Source organism: Mesorhizobium sp. M0052 (assembly GCF_040323255.1).
In the GTDB taxonomy this organism is placed as follows: domain Bacteria; phylum Pseudomonadota; class Alphaproteobacteria; order Rhizobiales; family Rhizobiaceae; genus Mesorhizobium.
Genome location: NZ_JAMYUS010000031.1, coordinates 19,318 through 36,559 on the forward strand (window position 1 = coordinate 19,318; position 17,242 = coordinate 36,559).

The 17,242-nt window shown below is 61.8% G+C and carries 16 protein-coding genes, 1 tRNA gene and 1 pseudogene; 12 read left to right on the top strand and 6 right to left on the bottom strand.

The annotated features are described in order from the left end of the window. Positions 1-213: 213 nt before the first annotated feature. The 5 genes from yajC (at position 214) to NKJ77_RS29280 (ending at position 5,628) form a co-directional block, all read left to right on the top strand. On the top strand, positions 214-561 hold the full coding sequence (gene yajC / locus NKJ77_RS29260) for a preprotein translocase subunit YajC (RefSeq protein ID WP_023667680.1): 348 nt from the start codon (positions 214-216) through the stop codon (positions 559-561). A gap of 53 nt (positions 562-614) precedes the next feature. Beyond that, positions 615-1,610: a SecDF P1 head subdomain-containing protein gene (locus NKJ77_RS29265; RefSeq protein ID WP_023697614.1), complete on the top strand. Its 996-nt coding sequence runs from the start codon at positions 615-617 to the stop codon at positions 1,608-1,610. A 217-nt stretch (positions 1,611-1,827) separates the two neighbouring features. Further along, positions 1,828-4,380: a protein translocase subunit SecDF gene (gene secDF, locus NKJ77_RS29270; RefSeq protein WP_023667677.1), complete on the top strand. Its 2,553-nt coding sequence runs from the start codon at positions 1,828-1,830 to the stop codon at positions 4,378-4,380. 11 nt (positions 4,381-4,391) lie between these two features. After that, positions 4,392-4,781, top strand: coding sequence for an Mth938-like domain-containing protein (locus tag NKJ77_RS29275; protein WP_023667676.1), 390 nt, complete (start codon positions 4,392-4,394; stop codon positions 4,779-4,781). 25 nt (positions 4,782-4,806) lie between these two features. Continuing rightward, entirely contained in the window at positions 4,807-5,628 is an 822-nt protein-coding gene (locus NKJ77_RS29280) for a phytoene/squalene synthase family protein (RefSeq protein ID WP_502902130.1), read from the top strand. Positions 5,629-5,664: 36 nt separating this feature from the next. Here NKJ77_RS29280 and trmFO read toward each other — a convergent pair whose 3' ends face one another. From trmFO to NKJ77_RS29295, 3 genes are all read right to left on the bottom strand, one after another. Continuing rightward, positions 5,665-7,077, bottom strand: coding sequence for a methylenetetrahydrofolate--tRNA-(uracil(54)-C(5))-methyltransferase (FADH(2)-oxidizing) TrmFO (gene trmFO, locus NKJ77_RS29285; protein WP_352536180.1), 1,413 nt, complete (start codon positions 7,075-7,077; stop codon positions 5,665-5,667). 516 nt (positions 7,078-7,593) lie between these two features. After that, the gene (locus NKJ77_RS29290; RefSeq protein ID WP_023667673.1) at positions 7,594-7,737 is read right to left on the bottom strand and encodes a DUF1127 domain-containing protein; all 144 of its coding nucleotides are present in this window, start codon (positions 7,735-7,737) and stop codon (positions 7,594-7,596) included. A gap of 51 nt (positions 7,738-7,788) precedes the next feature. Further along, complete coding sequence (locus NKJ77_RS29295) at positions 7,789-7,929, bottom strand: DUF1127 domain-containing protein (protein ID WP_006335194.1); 141 nt, start codon at positions 7,927-7,929, stop codon at positions 7,789-7,791. Between the two features lie 235 nt (positions 7,930-8,164). Between NKJ77_RS29295 and NKJ77_RS29300 the strand changes: the two genes are divergently transcribed. The 3 genes and pseudogenes from NKJ77_RS29300 (at position 8,165) to NKJ77_RS29310 (ending at position 11,302) form a co-directional block, all read left to right on the top strand. Then, on the top strand, positions 8,165-9,277 hold the full coding sequence (locus NKJ77_RS29300; protein ID WP_352536181.1) for a DUF2157 domain-containing protein: 1,113 nt from the start codon (positions 8,165-8,167) through the stop codon (positions 9,275-9,277). Next, positions 9,274-9,778 (top strand): annotated as a pseudogene (locus NKJ77_RS29305) (GDYXXLXY domain-containing protein). Before NKJ77_RS29300 ends, NKJ77_RS29305 begins: the two are co-directional and overlap by 4 nt. 75 nt (positions 9,779-9,853) lie before the next feature. Then, positions 9,854-11,302 (top strand): aromatic amino acid lyase, encoded by a 1,449-nt coding sequence (locus NKJ77_RS29310; protein WP_031194777.1) that lies wholly within the window; start codon positions 9,854-9,856, stop codon positions 11,300-11,302. A 101-nt stretch (positions 11,303-11,403) separates the two neighbouring features. Here the strand turns inward: NKJ77_RS29310 and NKJ77_RS29315 are convergent. Further along, positions 11,404-11,488, bottom strand: a tRNA-Leu gene (locus tag NKJ77_RS29315). Positions 11,489-11,840: 352 nt separating this feature from the next. Between NKJ77_RS29315 and tig the strand changes: the two genes are divergently transcribed. The 4 genes from tig to NKJ77_RS29335 all read left to right on the top strand — a co-directional run bounded on the left by tig (position 11,841) and on the right by NKJ77_RS29335 (position 16,044). Then, positions 11,841-13,316: a trigger factor gene (gene tig / locus NKJ77_RS29320; RefSeq protein WP_023830621.1), complete on the top strand. Its 1,476-nt coding sequence runs from the start codon at positions 11,841-11,843 to the stop codon at positions 13,314-13,316. Between the two features lie 260 nt (positions 13,317-13,576). Then, positions 13,577-13,957, top strand: a complete 381-nt coding sequence (locus NKJ77_RS29325; protein ID WP_023667668.1) for a c-type cytochrome — start codon at positions 13,577-13,579, stop codon at positions 13,955-13,957. Positions 13,958-14,110: 153 nt separating this feature from the next. Next, on the top strand, positions 14,111-15,043 hold the full coding sequence (locus NKJ77_RS29330) for a heme o synthase (protein WP_023830622.1): 933 nt from the start codon (positions 14,111-14,113) through the stop codon (positions 15,041-15,043). Positions 15,044-15,222: 179 nt separating this feature from the next. Further along, on the top strand, positions 15,223-16,044 hold the full coding sequence (locus NKJ77_RS29335; protein WP_023667666.1) for a DUF2189 domain-containing protein: 822 nt from the start codon (positions 15,223-15,225) through the stop codon (positions 16,042-16,044). 62 nt (positions 16,045-16,106) lie between these two features. On the opposite strand, the gene NKJ77_RS29340 is transcribed toward NKJ77_RS29335, so the two are convergent. Beyond that, on the bottom strand, positions 16,107-16,505 hold the full coding sequence (locus tag NKJ77_RS29340) for a cytochrome C oxidase subunit IV family protein (RefSeq protein WP_023667665.1): 399 nt from the start codon (positions 16,503-16,505) through the stop codon (positions 16,107-16,109). A gap of 9 nt (positions 16,506-16,514) precedes the next feature. Next, positions 16,515-17,237 (bottom strand): heme-copper oxidase subunit III family protein, encoded by a 723-nt coding sequence (locus NKJ77_RS29345; protein WP_023667664.1) that lies wholly within the window; start codon positions 17,235-17,237, stop codon positions 16,515-16,517. Positions 17,238-17,242: the final 5 nt, after the last annotated feature.

Below are 17,242 nucleotides of genomic sequence, written 5' to 3' on the forward strand. Positions count from 1 at the left end.
GGCGAGATAGAAACTGGTTCCAAGCTTTTGTTTGGGCATGATCTTTTGCGAAAACCACGCCCGTATTCCGGGAGCATGCTCTAACACGGGTCAACCGGCCGGAAAAGCAGCTGAAAGCCCGGCCGCGCAGTTGCATTGGTAACTTTACCCACTATATTCCGGCCAAATTTGGCGAGGCCGCCCTACGGCCTTCTTCGTAACCAGGAGTTCTTGATGTTCGTCACACCGGCATACGCCCAAGCTACCGGAACTCCGCTTGGTCCGTTCGGGGATATCGGCATGATACTCCCGTTCGTTCTGATCTTCGTGATCATGTATTTCCTCATCATCCGGCCGCAGCGCGCCCAGTTGAAGAAGCGCCAGGAGATGATCTCGGCCGTGCGCCGTGGCGACACGGTCATCACCGGCGGCGGCTTCGTCGGCAAGGTGACCAAGGTGATCGACGACAATGAGCTTGAGATCGACCTTGGCGGCGGCACCAAGGTGACGGCGCTGCGCTCGACGATCGCCGATGTTCGGGTCAAGGGCGAGCCGGTGGCCAACCAGAACGCCAAGAAGTAAGCCAGTTTCCCAAGCGGAGCGATCCGCGGGCAGAGCTCTGACAAAGACGGCGTATGGTCCATTTTTCGCGCCTGAAAATGATCCTGATCTGGCTTGCTATGGCCACAATGCTCGTCGACGCGCCCAGTCTTCACGCTGCCGGCGCGGACGTGCTGCTTCGATTGGACGCGACCGATGTGATCGATCGCCGGTTGGAGGCGACGCGTGACGAAATCAGGACGCTGCTGCGCGATGCAAGGATCGGCTATACTGGTCTTGCTAAGTCGGGTCGGGCCGTTCAGGTGCATATCACCGACGCCGCTCAGGTCGGCGCGGCCAAGATGGCATTGGAGGCGGTGACTGATCCTGTCCTTGGCAGCGCTGGTCCGGTCCAGGAAGTGATCCTGGATGATACCGGAGCAGCGTTGCTCAAGTTCACGGTAACAGACACAGGTATCAAGTATCGGATGTCGATCGCGCTTGCGCAGTCGATCGTGGTCATTAAGAATCGCCTGCGTGATCTTGGTGTAGCCGACCCAGTAGTGCGGCCAGAGGGCGAAGACGGTATGCTGGTCCGGACCTCGGGCGTTGCGGATTTGCAAAGGCTGAGGAGAATTCTCACCCGAACCGGAATGCTGACTTTTCAGTGGGTTGATGAGTCGATGCCGGTCGCTGATGCGATCAATGGCCGGACGCCCGCTGGCTCGGTGGTGGTTTATTCGAAGGACGATCCACCGGTTCCCTATCTGGTTGAGAGCCGAACGATCGTTTCCAGTGACGACATTGTCAATGCTCAGGCGACTTCCAACTCCGTCACAAATGAGCCGGCGGTTTCGTTCACCTTCGATTCCAGGGCAACGGCACGCGTTGCGCAGGCGACCTCGCAGAATGTCGGCAAGCTATTTGCGATGATCCTCGACAACCAAGTGCTTTCGGTGCCAGTCGTCCGCGAGCCAATTCTTAACGGCCGCGGCCAGATATCGGGCAACCTTACAAAGGAGAACGCCGATGATCTGGCCTTGCTTTTGCGTTCCGGACCGATGCCTGCACAGTTGAAAATAGTCGAGTAGCGCACGATAGCGCCCGGCGGTGATCAGAATTAGAATGGAACCGACAGAGGCGATTGACGCCGAAACCGCTGCCGGCGGCAGCGCCAAATTGACCTCAGCGCGCTCGACAATCGGCGAAGTGCGGGTTAAGGGCGAGCCGGTGGCAAATAAGAACGCCAAGAAATAACCGAATTGTCGGCGGAACGATCCGCCAGTACGCCCTGACGGACAACGCCATATGCTGTATTTTTCGCGCCTGAAGATGATCCTGATCTGGATCGCCGTGGCCGTCACATTCATCCTTGCCGCGCCAAATCTCTTCCCGGCCAGCACATTGGCGCAATTGCCGAACTGGGTGCCGAAGCGGCAGATGACGCTTGGTCTCGATCTGCAGGGCGGTTCGCACATCCTCTTGCAGATGGACCAGAACGACCTGGTCAAGGCGCAGCTGGAAACGACGCGCGACGAGATCCGCACGCTGCTGCGCGATGCCAAGGTGGGCTATACCGGCCTTGGCGGCACCGGCAGGACCGTACAAGTGCGCATCACCGATCCAACCCAGATCGATGCCGCCAAGGCGGCGCTTAAGCCGCTGACCGATCCGGTCGCCGCCGGCCTGTTCACCGGTGGCTCCATCCAGGAGATGTCCCTGGATGATTCCGAAGCCGGGCTGCTCAAATTCACCGTCACCGACGCCGGCATCAAATACCGCACCTCGGCCGCATTGGCGCAGTCGATCGAAGTCGTCGAGCGTCGCGTCAACGAACTCGGCACCACCGAGCCGATCGTGCAGCGGCAGGGCGACGACCGTGTACTCGTCCAGGTGCCGGGCCTGCAGGATCCGCAAAGGCTGAAGGAGATCATCGGCCAGACCGCCAAGATGACCTTCCAGATGGTCGATACCTCGATGTCGGTGCAGGATGCGCTGAACGGCCGCCCGCCGGCAGGCTCCTCGGTGCTTTATTCGCAGGACGATCCGCCGGTTCCGTATCTGGTGGAAAATCGCGTCATCGTGTCCGGTGAAGATCTTGCCAAGGCGACGGCAACCTATGATTCCCGAAACAACGAGCCGGTGGTTTCGTTCGTCTTCAACTCGCGCGGTGCGACACGATTCGGCCAGGCGACGCAGCAGAATGTCGGCAAGCCGTTCGCCATCATCCTCGACAATCAGGTGATTTCGGCGCCGGTGATCCGCGAACCGATCCTCGGCGGCAGCGGCCAGATCTCAGGCAATTTCACCGCCGAAAGCGCCAACGATCTCGCCGTGCTGCTGCGCGCCGGCGCGCTGCCGGCAAAGCTGACCGTGATCGAAGAACGCACCGTCGGCCCAGGCCTCGGCCAGGATTCGATCCATGCCGGCAAGGTCGCCGGCATCATCGGCTCCATTCTCGTCGTCGCCTTCATGTTCGTCGCCTACGGACTTCTCGGCTTCCTCGCCAACATTGCGCTCGCCGTGCACGTGGCGATGATCGTCGGGGTCTTGTCGCTGCTTGGCGCGACACTGACCTTGCCCGGCATTGCCGGTATCGTGCTGACCATCGGCATGGCGGTCGATTCCAACGTGCTGATCTATGAGCGTATCCGAGAGGAGCGACGGGCCGGCCGTTCGGTCATCCAGTCGATCGACACAGGCTTCACCAAGGCGTTGGCGACCATCGTGGATTCCAACGTGACGTCGCTGATTGCCACGGTCGTGCTGTTCTATCTCGGCACCGGACCGGTCAAGGGCTTCGCCATCACCTATGCCATCGGCATTTTGACCACGGTGTTCACCGCCTTCACCTTCACCCGTCTGCTGGTGTCGATCTGGCTGCGCCGTGCGCGTCCGAAGGAATTGCCGCGTGCGCCGGTGACCTTCGTTCCGGCCGGCACGAAAATCCCGTTCATGGGCATCCGCCGCTGGACGTTCGCACTGTCCAGCCTGCTGTCGATCGCGTCGGTTATCGGATTCCTGACCATCGACATCAACTACGGCATCGACTTCAAGGGCGGCTCGATCATCGAGGTGCAGTCCAAGCAAGGCGACGCCGATATTGGCGATATCAGAAGCCGGCTGTCGGAGCTCAATATCGGTGAAGTGCAGGTCCAGCAATTCGGCGCGCCGAATGACGTGCTGATCCGCGTTGGCACCCAGGATGGCGGTGAGAACGCCGAGCAGACCGTCATCGACAAGGTGCGCGGCGAGCTGCAGGACAATTACGATTTCCGCCGCGTCGAGGTGGTGGGTCCCACCGTTTCGGGCGAACTGGCCAAGCAAGGCACGATTGCGATGATCATCGCGCTGATCGGCATCCTGGTCTATGTCTGGTTCCGCTTCGAATGGCAGTTCGCGGTCGGCGCAATCGTGGCGACGGTGCACGATGTGGTGATGACGCTGGGCTTCTTCGTCATCACCGGGCTCGAGTTCAACCAGTCTTCGCTGGCGGCGATCCTGACCATTATCGGCTATTCGCTCAACGACACGATCGTCGTCTATGACCGTGTTCGAGAAGATTTGCGAAAATACAAACGAATGCCGCTCCCACAATTGTTGAACAACGCCATCAACGAGACGCTGTCGAGAACGACGCTAACTTCGGTGACGACCATCCTGGCGCTGCTGGCGCTCGTGTTGTTCGGCGGCGAGGTGATCCGCTCGTTCACCATGGCGATGCTGTTCGGCGTCGTCTTCGGCACCTATTCGTCGATCTTCATCGCAGCGCCCTTGCTGATCCTGTTCAGGCTCAGGCCGCAGGGAGCGAGCGCCGATGAGGAGAAGCCGGTTGGTGGCGGCAAGGCCATGGCGACCTGACGGCTGCGCTGGTGGCAAAAGGCATCGTCATCCGCGAGGCGCATTTCCCCGGACGGGCGCCGATCGAAGCCTACGGCAATGGCGGCTTCCGTTTCGCCGACATGTCGCATCGCGGCTCGCTTCTGTGCCTGCCCTCCGGCATCCATGGCTGGGAGCCGGCCGATCCGCTGGCCCTGACGGCGGCGGATTTCGACCTGCTGCTGGCCGAAGCCGACAAGGTCGAGATCCTGCTGGTCGGCACAGGCAAGGATTTGCGGCCCTTGCCGGCAGCACTTCGGGCGGCGCTGAAGGCGGCTGGCATTGGCTCCGACCCGATGTCGACGGGGGCAGCGGTGCGGACCTACAATGTGCTGCTTGCCGAAGACCGCGCCGTGGCTGCGGCGCTCATCGCCGTCGACTGACGTGACCGATACAGCTGACATCGTCATGGAGGCGGTGCGCGCCGGCGACCATGACCGCTATGTCAGCGCACTCTATGCACCGGCCGACAAGCGCGCGGCGCTGTTTTCGCTTTACGCCTTCAATGCCGAGATCGCGTCTGTCCGCGACCGCATCCACGAGGCATTGCCGGGCGAAGTGAGGCTGCAATGGTGGCGCGATGTCATCGCTGCTGAAGCCGCAGCCACAGGCAACCCGCTCGCCGATGCGCTGAAGGCGACGATTTCTGCCCATGGCCTGCCCAAAACTGCCTTCGACAACTTGCTCGAGGCCCGCATCTTCGACCTCTATGACGATCCGATGCCGTCGCGCACCGATCTCGAGGGCTATTGCGGCGAGACGGCGGCCGCGCTGATCCAGCTGGCGGCGATGGTGCTCGATCCCAATCAGGCGCCGCGCTTTGCCGAACTGGCGGGCAGGGCCGGCTGCGCCCAGGCGATGACCGGCCTGTTGCTGCTGTTGCCGCTGCATCGCCGACGCGGGCAATGCTTCGTGCCGGCGGATATCCTTGCAGCGGCCGGCTCGTCGCCGGAGGAGTTCGTAAGCGGCGACGGCGGCCCCGGCGCTCAGCGCGCGGTGGCTGCGATGATTGCATTGGCGCAGGAGCATCTCCGCGCTTTCGAGCAAGGGGCGTCCGCACTTCCGGAAACGCTGCGTCCGGCGTTCCTGCCGCTGGCGCTGACCAACGCCTATCTCGGCAAGATGGCGAGTGGTCGTCGCTCGCCGCTTGGCGGCGCAGCCCGGCTTTCGGCTCTGCGCCGGCATTGGCTGTTGCTCAGGCGCGCAACGGGGGGATGGCCAGCGAGTTGACGTAAACGTCAATCGCGTTAGGGCCCTGAGACTTGGCTATTCAGCAGCTTCCGCTGTTTGCGCCGGCAGCCCTAGCCACTCCCGACAATCTGCCCGCGCGCGTGAGGTGATCGCGTGGCGCTTGGCCACCGTCTTGTCCTTGCCGCGCAGGCGTTTGCCTTCGGTCTTCGGTGCTTCCACCGGCGGGAACAGGCCGAAATTGACGTTCATCGGCTGGAACGAGCGTTTGCCCGGCTCGTCGTCGGAGACGATGTGGCCGCCGGTGATGTGGTTGAGCAGCGCGCCGAAGGCGGTGGTGAGCGGTGGCAGCGACGGGGTGTGGCCGAGCCGCTCGGCGGCGGCGAAGCGGCCGGCGAGCAGGCCGATCGCCGCGCTCTCGACATAGCCCTCGCAGCCGGTGATCTGGCCGGCAAAGCGCAGGCCCGGCCGCGACTTCAGCTGCAGCGAGGCGTCGAGCAAGGTCGGCGAATTGATGTAGGTGTTGCGGTGCAGGCCGCCGAGACGGGCGAACTCGGCGTTTTCCAGACCCGGAATGGTGCGGAACACGCGCACCTGCTCGGCATGCTTCAGCTTGGTCTGGAAACCGACCATGTTGTAGAGCGTGCCCAGCGCATTGTCCTGACGCAGCTGCACCACGGCATAGGCTTTTACCGTCGGATTGTGGGCATTGGTCAGCCCCATCGGCTTCATCGGCCCGTAGCGCAGCGTCTCGACGCCGCGCTCGGCCATGATCTCGATCGGCAAGCAGCCGTCGAAATAGGGCGTGCCTTCCCACTGCTTGAATTCGGTCTTCTGGCCGTCGACCAGCGCCTGTACGAAGGCGAGATACTGGTCCTTGTCCATCGGGCAGTTGATGTAGTCCTTGCCGGTGCCGCCGGGCCCAACCTTGTCGTAGCGCGACTGGAACCAGCAAATGTCCATGTCGATCGTGTCGAAATGGATGATCGGGGCAATCGCGTCGAAGAAGGCCAGCGCATCGGCGCCGGTTGCCTCGACGATCGACTGGGCGAGCGACGGCGCGGTCAGCGGTCCCGTGGCGATGATCGCCTGGTCCCACTCCGCCGGCGGCAGGCCCGGCACTTCCTCGCGCTCGATGGTGATCAGCGGGTGCGCTTCAAGCTTTTTCGTCACCGCGTCGGAGAAACCGTCGCGATCCACGGCCAGCGCGCCGCCTGCCGGCACCTGGTTGGCGTCGCCGGCACTCATGATCAGCGAGCCGGCCAGCCGCATTTCGGCATGCAGCAGGCCGACGGCGTTGTTCTCGGCATCGTCGGAGCGGAAGGAATTGGAACAGACAAGTTCGGCAAGCCCATCGGTCTTGTGCGCATCGGTGCCGCGCACCGGGCGCATCTCATGCAAAATGACGGGAACACCGGCTTGTGCTGCCTGCCAGGCGGCTTCGGAGCCGGCGAGGCCGCCGCCGACGATGTGGATAGGATTTTTGCTCATGAGCGCCGGAATAATCGCTTGGCGCGCCGTTTGCAATTGGCCGGTGCGAGCGTGGGTCATTGTCGTGCAACGACGGAGCTCGACTTTCTTATGTCCGCAGCGACGGTCTGATGGCGGCGTAAAGCGCCTCGATCGACTGCATGCGCAATTGAAAAGCCTGCCCAAAAACAACAACACCCGCCGCGTGAGGAGGTGCGGCGGGTGTCGTTTTTGGGGCCGATCCTCGGGAGGAGGTGGGGATCGGCCGTATTCGCCATCGCCGGGGAGGAGGTCGGCTTTGACGAAATTCTTTTCGCCGGATCGAGGGAGGCGAAATCCCTGGAAGACGAACTGCGTTCACTTTGAAGACGAACTAGCGTTCGCTTCGGAAAGACGAACTGCGTTCGCTTTGGAAACAGCGCCCGCCGCGGGAGGAGGTGCGGCGGGCGCCGTTTTGGTGGTCAACCCTCGGGAGGAGGTGAAGGCTGACCGTATCCGTCAGGGTCGGGGAGGAGGTCGACCCTGGCGAAATTCTGGCTAGATCGTCGCTCTGCGGGCGATGATCTTGATCTCGTCACGGACGATGCCGAGATCATGGAGCTGACGGTTCGAAAGGCGACCCAGCTCGGTAACGGTGTCGCGGTAAACGCGCCAGTTACGATAGTTGCGGATCAGGTTCATTGTCGTTCTCTTTTTCAAAACTGGTTCGGACCATTTGCGATCCGAAGAGGATTAGACCGCCTTGCGGGCGACGTAGTGGATGTCGCTGCGGCTGATGCCGAGGTCGGTCAGTTCACGGTTCGACAGGCGGCTCAGCTCGGAGACGGTGTCCCGGTAGCGGCGCCAGTTGCGGTAGTTGCGGATCAGGTTCATGGTAGTGCTCGTTTCGTCTTTCTTCGGATCATTCCGTTTGTGTACGAACAGTAAATAGGCTGGGTAATATCGATTTAAAAGTGCTGTTGGCGCATGGCAGCAATGCAAATTGTGCAATGCAACATTAACGCGCGTTCACGGCTTCGTCATGAAGAAACCCGAATCGGAAAATGACGTTGCGTCAACGATTTGAGCGGATCGGCTGTCAGAAAGACCAAGCTGGGGGAGAAGCGGCATGGCGAGTTATTCGTCACGGGCGAGGGCCGATATCGGGCGGTGGCTGCAGGCCGGCCTGATCGACGCGAAGACGGCCGATGCGCTTAAGTGCGACATCGACGCAAACGAGCGCAAATCGCTGAGCTTCGGCACTATATTGGCCATGATGGCAGCGCTGCTGTTCGGCGCCGCGATCCTGCTCTTCGTCGCCGCCAACTGGGACGTCATCCCGCGGCTGGTGCGGGTCGCGGCGCTGTTTGCCGTCATTCTCGCCGGCTATGTAGGCGGCGCGGTGTTGAAGATGCGCGACCATGCGGCGATCGGCGAGGCGCTGTGGATCGTGGCCGCCGCGGCCTTCGGCGGATCGGTCGCGCTGATCGGCCAGATGTACCATCTCACGGGTGACGAAGCCTCGGCCATCGTCACCTGGGGCATCGGCACCGCATTTGCCGCGGTGGCGTTGCGCTCGAACCCGCTGACGGTCGCTGCCGTCGGCATATCCGTTGCCTGGCTGTTCGTGCGCGCGTTCGACTTTTATGACCGCCCCGTATTTCCGGATTTCTTCGTCATCATGGCGCCGGTGCTTTTTGTCGTCTCGTTGTGGACGCGCAGCCAGCCGGCACGCCACCTGATCATTCTCTCGGTCATTTTCTATATCGCGGTGCGCGGCCTGGACCAGAACACGCTCGCCCTGGCTATTCCTCTCGTCGTGGTGTCGGCGCTGCTGTTTGCGGTTTCGATCTTCGCCGCCGGGCCGGCCGACCGGATCTTGCAACTCGGCGGGCGGCTGCCTTTGCACGCCTTGACCGGCTTTCTCACCGGGCTGGCGATGATCCAGATCGAACTGGGCGATGATAACGCCTTCAGCAACGGCTTTGCCGTCGCCTCGGTTATCGCGCTGGCCGGGATTGCGGCGGCGATCGTTCTGGGCGGGCGCGAGAGCAGGGGGCTGCGCTGGGTTGCTTATGCCGGCTTTGCCTTCGAACTTGCCATTATCTACGTCGTGACCTTGCAGACGATGCTCGGCACGGCCGGCTTCTTCCTGGCTGCCGCGGTGCTTTTCGGCACCCTGGCTCTCGTCATCATCCGTGTGGAAAAACGCATGAAGGCCCCGGAAGGAGCGGCAGCATAATGTCTGGAAAGAAACTTGTCATCTCGGCGCTGGTCCTGGCGCTCGTCCAGATCGGCTTCCTGAGCTGGATCATCGCCGGCCGCGCGGCGATCCTGCGCAACCGCAAGGAGGTCTTGCTGAAAGTCGAGCCGGTCGATCCGCGCGATCTGCTGCGCGGCGACTATATTATCCTCGGCTATGAAATATCGCGCTTGCCGGTGAAGCTGATCGCCAACATCCCGGCCGGCCAGCTCGTGAGCGAGAACACGCCGATCGTGGTCCGGCTGAAGCCGGGCGCCGACGGCTATTGGCATGCGACCACGGCCTGGTTCGGCAGGGCTCCGACGCCGGCGACCGCCGACCGACCGCTTCTACCTACCTGAGGGCCAGGGCATGGCGATCCAGAACGACATGCGGGTGCGGCCATTCGGCGTGCGCATCGCGCTCGCCGCCAGTGGCGAGGCGCAGATCAAGGGGCTGATGGACGGCGACAAGACATTGTTTGAGGAACCGCTCTACTAGAAGACATTACCCAGGGCATGGATTTCGGCAACGATCGATCGCTCCGCCCTCATGCAAACCAGACGGGCGAAGACAATGCCGATTACGGTGACGACGCGCGAAGATATCAATCTCGATGCCGTTTTGCGCGTCGCCTGGAGAAACGACACGGTCGAAATCGGCGACAAGGCCTTGCAACGCATTGCCGAATGCCGCGCCTCGTTCCTGAAACTCATTGAGTCCGATCCGCCGCCGGTCATCTACGGCGTCACCACCGCGATGGGCGAGCTGGCAAGCCGCAAGCTCGAACTTGACGAGCGCGACCGCCATGCGCGCATCAAGGCTTTTGCCGCCGCCACATCGTTCGGTGAGCCATTGCCTGAGCGCGTCGTAAGGGCGATCGTGTTGGCGCGGCTGACCAACTTTATCGAAGGCAATGCCGCGACCACGCCGCGCATCGCACGGGCGGTCGCGGCGATGCTCGACGGCGGCCCGATGCCGGTGGTGCCGTCGCAGGGGCAGGGCGGCGCCGGCGAGATCCTGGCGCTCTATCCGCTGTTTGCTGCGCTTACCGCCAGCCTTGAGCTTGAGGTGAAGGAGCGCGGTTCGCTGATCAACGGCTCGCCCTGCGCGGCGGCACTGGTGGCGGACGCAGCACTTGCCGCGCGTCGTCGCCTCGCCATGGCGCACAAGGTGTTCGCGCTGTCGATCGAAGCGTTTCGTGCGCCGCTCGAGCATTATGATGCAGCGCTCGACGGGCTCTGGGGCGACGAACACGAAGCGGCCGCCTTGCAAGGGTTGCGGCAGTTTCTGGTCGGCGCCGGGGATGGACGGCGCAATTATCAGGCGCCGGTCAGCTACCGCATCGTGCCGCGCGTGCTCGGCCATGCGCATCGGGCGCTGGCCGGCGCCGAGCAGGCGGCGACCGTATCGCTGGCCTCGATCTCGGACAATCCAGTCTATATCCCGCCCGACGCGGCGCACCCGCTGGGGCGCTGCATCTCCACCGGCGGCTATCACAATGCCATGGCGACGCCGGCGCTCGACGATCTGGCGGCGATCTGGGCCGATCTCTGCCTGCTCTGCGACCGCCACGCCTCAAAGCTGCTGAACGGCAAGGTGTCGCTGCTGCCCGACTTGTTGATGACCGGGCGGCATTGGGCCGACAGCGACGGGCACGGCAATGTCGGCTATGTGCCGATGGCGATCACCGGCTATCTCGAACAGGCCAAACTCGCGGCGCAGCGCACCTTCATTCCGGGCACGGAATCGGCCGGCGCCGGCCAGGACGACGTCGCCACCACCGCATTCTTCGCCTGGACCAAGGAAGCGACGGCCGGCCGCTGCCTCGATGCGGCAATGGCGATGCTGGTGATGATCGCCTCGCAGGCCCTGTACGTGACTGAACGCGCCGCGCCGCCGGCATTGCAGGATTTTGTCGCGGATATCAGGAAGATCGTGCCGCCGGTCGACGCCGACCGGGTGCTGGGGCCGGAGCTGGCGAAATTGGCGGAGTGGTTTACCGGTCAAGTGTTTGAAGTGTAGGCCGTCGCCGCCAGTCCTCCTACGCCACGGCTTCGGAGGACACCCTTCGCTCTATCAAGCTCCTGGGTGGCCTGCCACCCGAAGCTCGATAGAGCGAAGGGTGGTGCGGATGAAGGGACTCGAACCCCCACGCCTTTCGGCACTGGAACCTAAATCCAGGGCGTCTACCAGTTCCGCCACATCCGCATTTGTCGGCAATCCCATGTAGCCATCATTCTGTCAATGTCGGGGCGAAAATGTCTGCCGTTGGGGCGGTCATTCGCTGCAACGCGAAGATGGTTGAAAATTGGCCTCGCCTGTGACAAAAGGCGTGTCAAATGTGACGGGACGCGCCGATCCGCTTCTGCAGAATGTGATAAGAAGTAGGAAAAACAAGAACTTATTCACATCTTGGAACGCAGTTTGGAAGAATTTGAGCCGTAATTTCGGTCAAATCGCCAGGTTCCGTACCAAAAGCCATTCCCGGCAAGATTGTACCGGCAGGCTGTGAACGGCAAGACGCCGTGGCAGCCTCTTTGGTGAAGATAAAGGTTTTACGATGCAGGTCACCGAAACGCTCAACTCCGGTCTCAAGCGCGAGATCAAGATCACCGTGCCGGCCGGTGATATGGAAGCCAAGCTGATGGCGCGGCTGTCCGACGCCAGGAACAAGGTCCGCATCAACGGCTTCCGTCCCGGCAAGGTGCCTGTGCAGCATTTGCGCAAGGTCTACGGCAAGTCGTTCATGGCCGAAGTGGTCAATGAGATCCTCAACGATTCGACCCGTTCGATCATCACGGGGCGCGGCGAAAAGGCCGCCATGCAACCTGAAGTGATCATGACGGAAGATGAGAAAGAGGCCGAGAAGATCCTGGCCGGCGGCGCCGACTTCGAATTCCGCCTCAACTACGAGGTCATCCCGGCGATCGAGATCAAGGATTTCTCCGACATCAAGGTGACGCGCCAGGTATTCGAAGTGCCGGACAGCGAGATCGACGAGCAGGTCCAGCGCGTTGCCGAATCGGCGCGCAGCTTCGAGCCGAAGACCGGCAAGGCCGCCGAAGGCGACCGCGTTTTGATCGACTATCTCGGGAAGATCGACGGCGAGGCCTTTTCCGGCGGCGCCGGCACCGACCAGCCGCTGGTTCTGGGGTCCAAGGAATTCATTCCGGGCTTCGAGGACCAACTGATCGGCGCCAAGGCCGGCGACGAGAAGCAGGTCACGGTCACTTTCCCGGAAAACTACCAGGCCGCGCATCTGGCCGGCAAGGAAGCCACCTTCGACGTCACCGTCAAGGAAGTGTCCAAGCCCGGCGCGCTGGAAATCAACGACGAGATGGCCAAGAACCTCGGCCTGGAATCGCTGGAGCGCCTGCGCGACGTGGTGCGCGGCCAGATCGAGAACCAGTTCGGCTCGATGACGCGCCAGAAGGTCAAGCGTCAGCTGCTCGACCAGCTTGACGCGGCCTATTCGTTCGAGGCGCCGTCGAAGCTCGTCGATGCCGAGTTCAACAACATCTGGACCCAGGTCAACCGCGATCTCGAAGCCGCCGGCCGTACCTTCGCCGACGAGGAGACGACGGAAGAAGAGGCACGCGCCGAATATCTGCGGCTTGCCGAGCGCCGCGTGCGTCTCGGCCTGGTTTTGGCCGAGATCGGCGAGAAGGCCGGCGTCACCGTTTCCGACGAGGAACTGCAGCGCGGCCTGTTCGAGCAGGTGCGCCGCTACCCGGCCAACCAGCAGCAGGAAGCCTTCGAGTTCTATCGCAGCAATCCGGAAGCCCTGAACACGCTGCGCGCGCCGATGTTCGAGGAGAAGGTCGTCGACCATCTGCTCAGCCAGATCTCGGTCACCGACGTCAAGGTCAGCAAGGAAGAGCTGATGGCTGACGACGAAGAGGGCGATACCGCCAAGGCCAAGCCGGCGAAGAAGGCCGCTGCCAAAAAGGTTGACAAGGCTGAAAAGGCCGACGACGCGGAAGAGCCGAAGAAGAAGGCAGCCCCGAAGAAGAAGGCCGCCAAGGACGCCGAATAAGCGCCTGACGACAAGATCAGAAAAGGCCGCCCTCGAGGCGGCCTTTTTCGTTGTGGCGGATGTGCCTTGAGCCACCGCAGCCCACCTGAACCTTTGTACGGTCGACCTGTTCTACCTACCGGCCAGATTCTGTGGTACACAAGTGCCGCAATTCCATCTGGGGAGGAGCGGAGAATCTATTCTGCCGTGCAGGGCGCATGCTGGTGCTACCGGCATGTGCAGACCGTCTCAGGCAAATTTGACGATCAGGGAGGAATGCCATGCGCTTGGTTGCGTTTTTCGCCGTCGTTTCCGTTGCAACTTTCATCGCCAATCCATCGCGGGCACAGGACGCCGCGGCGGGCGAGAAGGTCTTCACCAAATGCAAGGTCTGCCACGTCGCAGACCAAGACACCAACAAGATAGGCCCTTCGTTGCATGGCGTTATCGGCCGGACGGCCGGCACGCATCCGGATTTCAAATATTCCGAAGCCATGATCGCGGCCGGCACATCCGGCGTCAAATGGGATGAGCCGACACTGACGACGTATCTTCACGACCCCAAGGCAATGGTCAAAGGGACGAAGATGGCGTTTCCCGGCCTCAAGAAGGACGAGGACGTCGCCAACGTCATCGCCTATCTGAAGCAATTTTCCCCGTAACCTGGCTCTTCGGCCGGCCAGAGCGTTTCACCGTCTCACGGAAACGGCGATCCGCTCGATCTCTTTGTTCTTACGCAATTCCGGACGGAAAACCGCATACGCTTTTTCTGGAATTGCTCTAGGCTGCCCGGTTTCCATCGATGGTCGTCTCAAATGTCGGTCAAGGAAAGCCTCAAGGATACCGGCGTCCGCCTCTCGGAAGCGACGGCCAGTGATTTCTTTGCGCTCTTGAAGCCTCGGGTCATGGCCCTTGCCGTCTTTACCGCCTTCGTCGGTCTGATGGTGGCGCCCGGCGCGATGAACCCGGTCATCGCCGTGATCGCCATAGGTGCGATTGCGGTTGGAGCGGGAGCGGCCGGCGCGCTCAACATGTGGTACGACGCCGACATCGACGCGCTGATGTCGCGCACGTCAAAGCGGCCGGTTCCGTCGGGCCGCGTCACGGCCGGCGAAGCGCTCGGCTTCGGCCTGGTGCTTTCCGCACTTTCGGTCATGACGCTCGGCGTGCTGGTGGGCTGGCTTGCCGCGTCACTGCTGGCCTTCACAATCTTTTTCTACGTCGTCATCTATACGATGTGGCTGAAGCGCTCGACGCCGCAGAACATCGTCATCGGCGGCGCAGCGGGTGCCCTTCCTCCGATTGTCGGCTGGGCGGCGGCCACCGGCGCCATCGGCATTGAAAGCCTGATCCTGTTCCTGATCATTTTCCTGTGGACGCCGCCGCATTTCTGGGCGCTCGCACTGTTCAAGGCCGGCGACTATGCCGCTGCCGGCATCCCGATGATGCCGAACGTGGCCGGCCAGGCCTCGACCAGAAGGCAGATCTTCGCCTATTCACTGCTTCTGGCACCGATCGGAGTGCTGCCCTGGGCGTTCGGATTTACGAGCGGGGTCTATGGGATTGTTTCGGCTGCATTGGGCGCGGGTTTCATCTGGCATGCCTGGAACGCCCTGGTCATCCTCGACAAGGAGATGAAGCCGGCCAAGGCGCTGTTTGCCTATTCGATCTTCTATCTTTTCGCGATCTTTGCCGTGCTGCTTGCCGATACCATCGCGATGCGCGCGTTCATGTCAGCCGGAGGGTGACGGCATGACGCTGTGTTCGGAAACTTCGCCTTCCGGGAGCCTTTTGTAAGAACGGGCGACAAGCTCCAGTCAATGGAGTATATTGATTGCGGTGCAGGTCGCGGTTCGCGTGGCCAGTCATGCAGAACGGCAGCACCGTGATACCGCGACCTTGCCGGACCTGGTCTGGAGGAACGGGCATGACAAGTTTTCACGTGATTGCAGGCGCCAGCGAAACGCTGGAACACACCAAAATCCGAAAAATCAGTGTTTCCGATCTTTTCGATGCGCTCAAGCGCGGTGTTGACGATTTTATGGTCAAACCGTCGCACATCGTCTTTCTCTGCCTGATCTATCCGCTTGTCGGCGTGGTGCTCGCTGCCTGGACTTCGGGTGCCAATGCGTTGCCGATGTTGTTTCCGCTGGTGTCCGGCTTTGCGCTTATCGGTCCATTCGCGGCGATCGGCCTTTACGAGATCAGCCGCAGACGAGAAGCCGGGCTCGACACCTCCTGGACGCACGCGTTCGAGGTCAGGAATTCTCCGGCCCTGCCAGCCATCGCCGCAGTCGGGATCATGCTGGTTGCAATCTTCATCGCCTGGCTTTTGGCGGCGCAGGTGTTCTACGAATATCTCTTCGGCCCGGCTCCGCCTGTATCGATTTCGGGCTTCATCAATGAAATATTTGCCACCGGACGCGGCTGGTCTCTGATTGTCCTGGGGCACGCCATCGGCTTCGTCTTCGCCGCGGTGGTGTTGTGCACGACGGTTGTCGCCTTCCCATTGCTGCTCGACCGCGACGTCGGCGCCTACGAAGCCATCCACACATCGGTGCGAGCGGTGCTGGCGAACCCGATCCCCATGGCTGTCTGGGGACTGATTGTCGCCGTCGCCCTGATCATAGGCTCGCTGCCGGTGTTTGCCGGGCTGGCGGTCGTGCTGCCGATCCTGGGTCACGCCACCTGGCATGTCTACCGCAAGGTTGTGGAGCCGCCATCGTCCCCGACGCGGGTCGGCCTCTGACCCTGCAGATCAGCTGATGGGAAGCTTCATCTCCGGTCTTTGACCGGAGATGAAGCTGTGCGTCAGGGCCCCGGTCCGAAGAAGGACAACCGGGTGAGAAGCGTGTAGTCCGCTTCGAAGAGCATCATCGCCACGAACACCAATATCAGAAGCGGCGGCAGGATGATCGCATAGGTCAGGGCCAGCCGCTCCCAGGCCATGTGCATGAACACGGCGACGATCAGCCCGGCCTTGAGGATCATGAAGATCAGGATCAGAGACCATCTGAGATAGCCGTGGATGCCGAGATAATCGACCATGTAGGAGCAGGCGCTGAGGATGAACAGCCATGCCCAGACCACCAGATAGAGCTTGATCGGATGTTCCTGATGAACCTCCGCGACGCCGGTCGATGGCCCTTCATGCGCATGATCAGAGTGCAGCGCGTGTTGCCCGAGGCCGTTTGCGGTTGCTTCAGCCATGTCAGCCTCTCACCAAAGATAGAAGAATGCGAAAATGAACACCCAGACCAGGTCGACGAAATGCCAGTAGAGCCCCATGATTTCGACGTTCTCGTAGCGACCCCTGCGGCTGGTGAAGAAGCCGGGACGACCGACGTCGTAGTCTCCACGCCAGACCTTTCGCGCCACGATGATGAGGAAGATCACCCCGATCGTCACATGCGTGCCGTGGAAGCCGGTGATCATGAAGAAAGTCGAGCCGAATTGTGCCGCGCCCCAGGGATTGCCCCACGGCCGTACCCCTTCGGTAATCAGCTTGGTCCATTCGAAGGCTTGCATGCCGACGAAGGTGGCTCCTAGCGCTGCCGTCAGAAGCATGAGGATTGCGGTTTTGCGGCGGTCGCGGCGATAGCCGAAATTGACCGCCATGGCCATCGTTCCGCTGCTCGATATCAGCACGAAGGTCATGATGGCAATCAGGATCAGTGGAATGTCCGAACCGCCGATGCGAAGCGCAAAGACCTCGCTCGGATTGGGCCACGGCACACGTGTGGAGACGCGCGCGGTCATGTAGGAGAGCAGGAAGCAGCCGAAGATGAAGGTGTCGCTGAGCAGGAAGATCCACATCATGGCCTTGCCCCAAGACACGTTCTTGAACGCGCGCTGATCCGAGGACCAATCGGCGGCGATGCCTTGCCAGCCTGCGGGCCGCGTCTCCGTTTGGCCGGTATGCGTCAGTGTCGTTTCTGCCATGCTCC

Coding starts and splice junctions, on each gene's coding strand:
- NKJ77_RS29280 (WP_502902130.1), top strand. CDS start 4,807: ATGGAGGCGGTGCGCGCCGGCGACCATGACCGCTATGTCAGCGCACTC.
- NKJ77_RS29300 (WP_352536181.1), top strand. CDS start 8,165: ATGGCGAGTTATTCGTCACGGGCGAGGGCCGATATCGGGCGGTGGCTG.
- NKJ77_RS29265 (WP_023697614.1), top strand. CDS start 615: ATGGTCCATTTTTCGCGCCTGAAAATGATCCTGATCTGGCTTGCTATG.
- NKJ77_RS29345 (WP_023667664.1), bottom strand. CDS start 17,237: ATGGCAGAAACGACACTGACGCATACCGGCCAAACGGAGACGCGGCCC.
- NKJ77_RS29295 (WP_006335194.1), bottom strand. CDS start 7,929: ATGAACCTGATCCGCAACTACCGCAACTGGCGCCGCTACCGGGACACC.
- NKJ77_RS29325 (WP_023667668.1), top strand. CDS start 13,577: ATGCGCTTGGTTGCGTTTTTCGCCGTCGTTTCCGTTGCAACTTTCATC.
- trmFO (WP_352536180.1), bottom strand. CDS start 7,077: ATGAGCAAAAATCCTATCCACATCGTCGGCGGCGGCCTCGCCGGCTCC.
- NKJ77_RS29310 (WP_031194777.1), top strand. CDS start 9,854: ATGCCGATTACGGTGACGACGCGCGAAGATATCAATCTCGATGCCGTT.
- secDF (WP_023667677.1), top strand. CDS start 1,828: ATGCTGTATTTTTCGCGCCTGAAGATGATCCTGATCTGGATCGCCGTG.
- NKJ77_RS29340 (WP_023667665.1), bottom strand. CDS start 16,505: ATGGCTGAAGCAACCGCAAACGGCCTCGGGCAACACGCGCTGCACTCT.
- NKJ77_RS29290 (WP_023667673.1), bottom strand. CDS start 7,737: ATGAACCTGATCCGCAACTATCGTAACTGGCGCGTTTACCGCGACACC.
- tig (WP_023830621.1), top strand. CDS start 11,841: ATGCAGGTCACCGAAACGCTCAACTCCGGTCTCAAGCGCGAGATCAAG.
- NKJ77_RS29330 (WP_023830622.1), top strand. CDS start 14,111: ATGTCGGTCAAGGAAAGCCTCAAGGATACCGGCGTCCGCCTCTCGGAA.
- yajC (WP_023667680.1), top strand. CDS start 214: ATGTTCGTCACACCGGCATACGCCCAAGCTACCGGAACTCCGCTTGGT.
- NKJ77_RS29335 (WP_023667666.1), top strand. CDS start 15,223: ATGACAAGTTTTCACGTGATTGCAGGCGCCAGCGAAACGCTGGAACAC.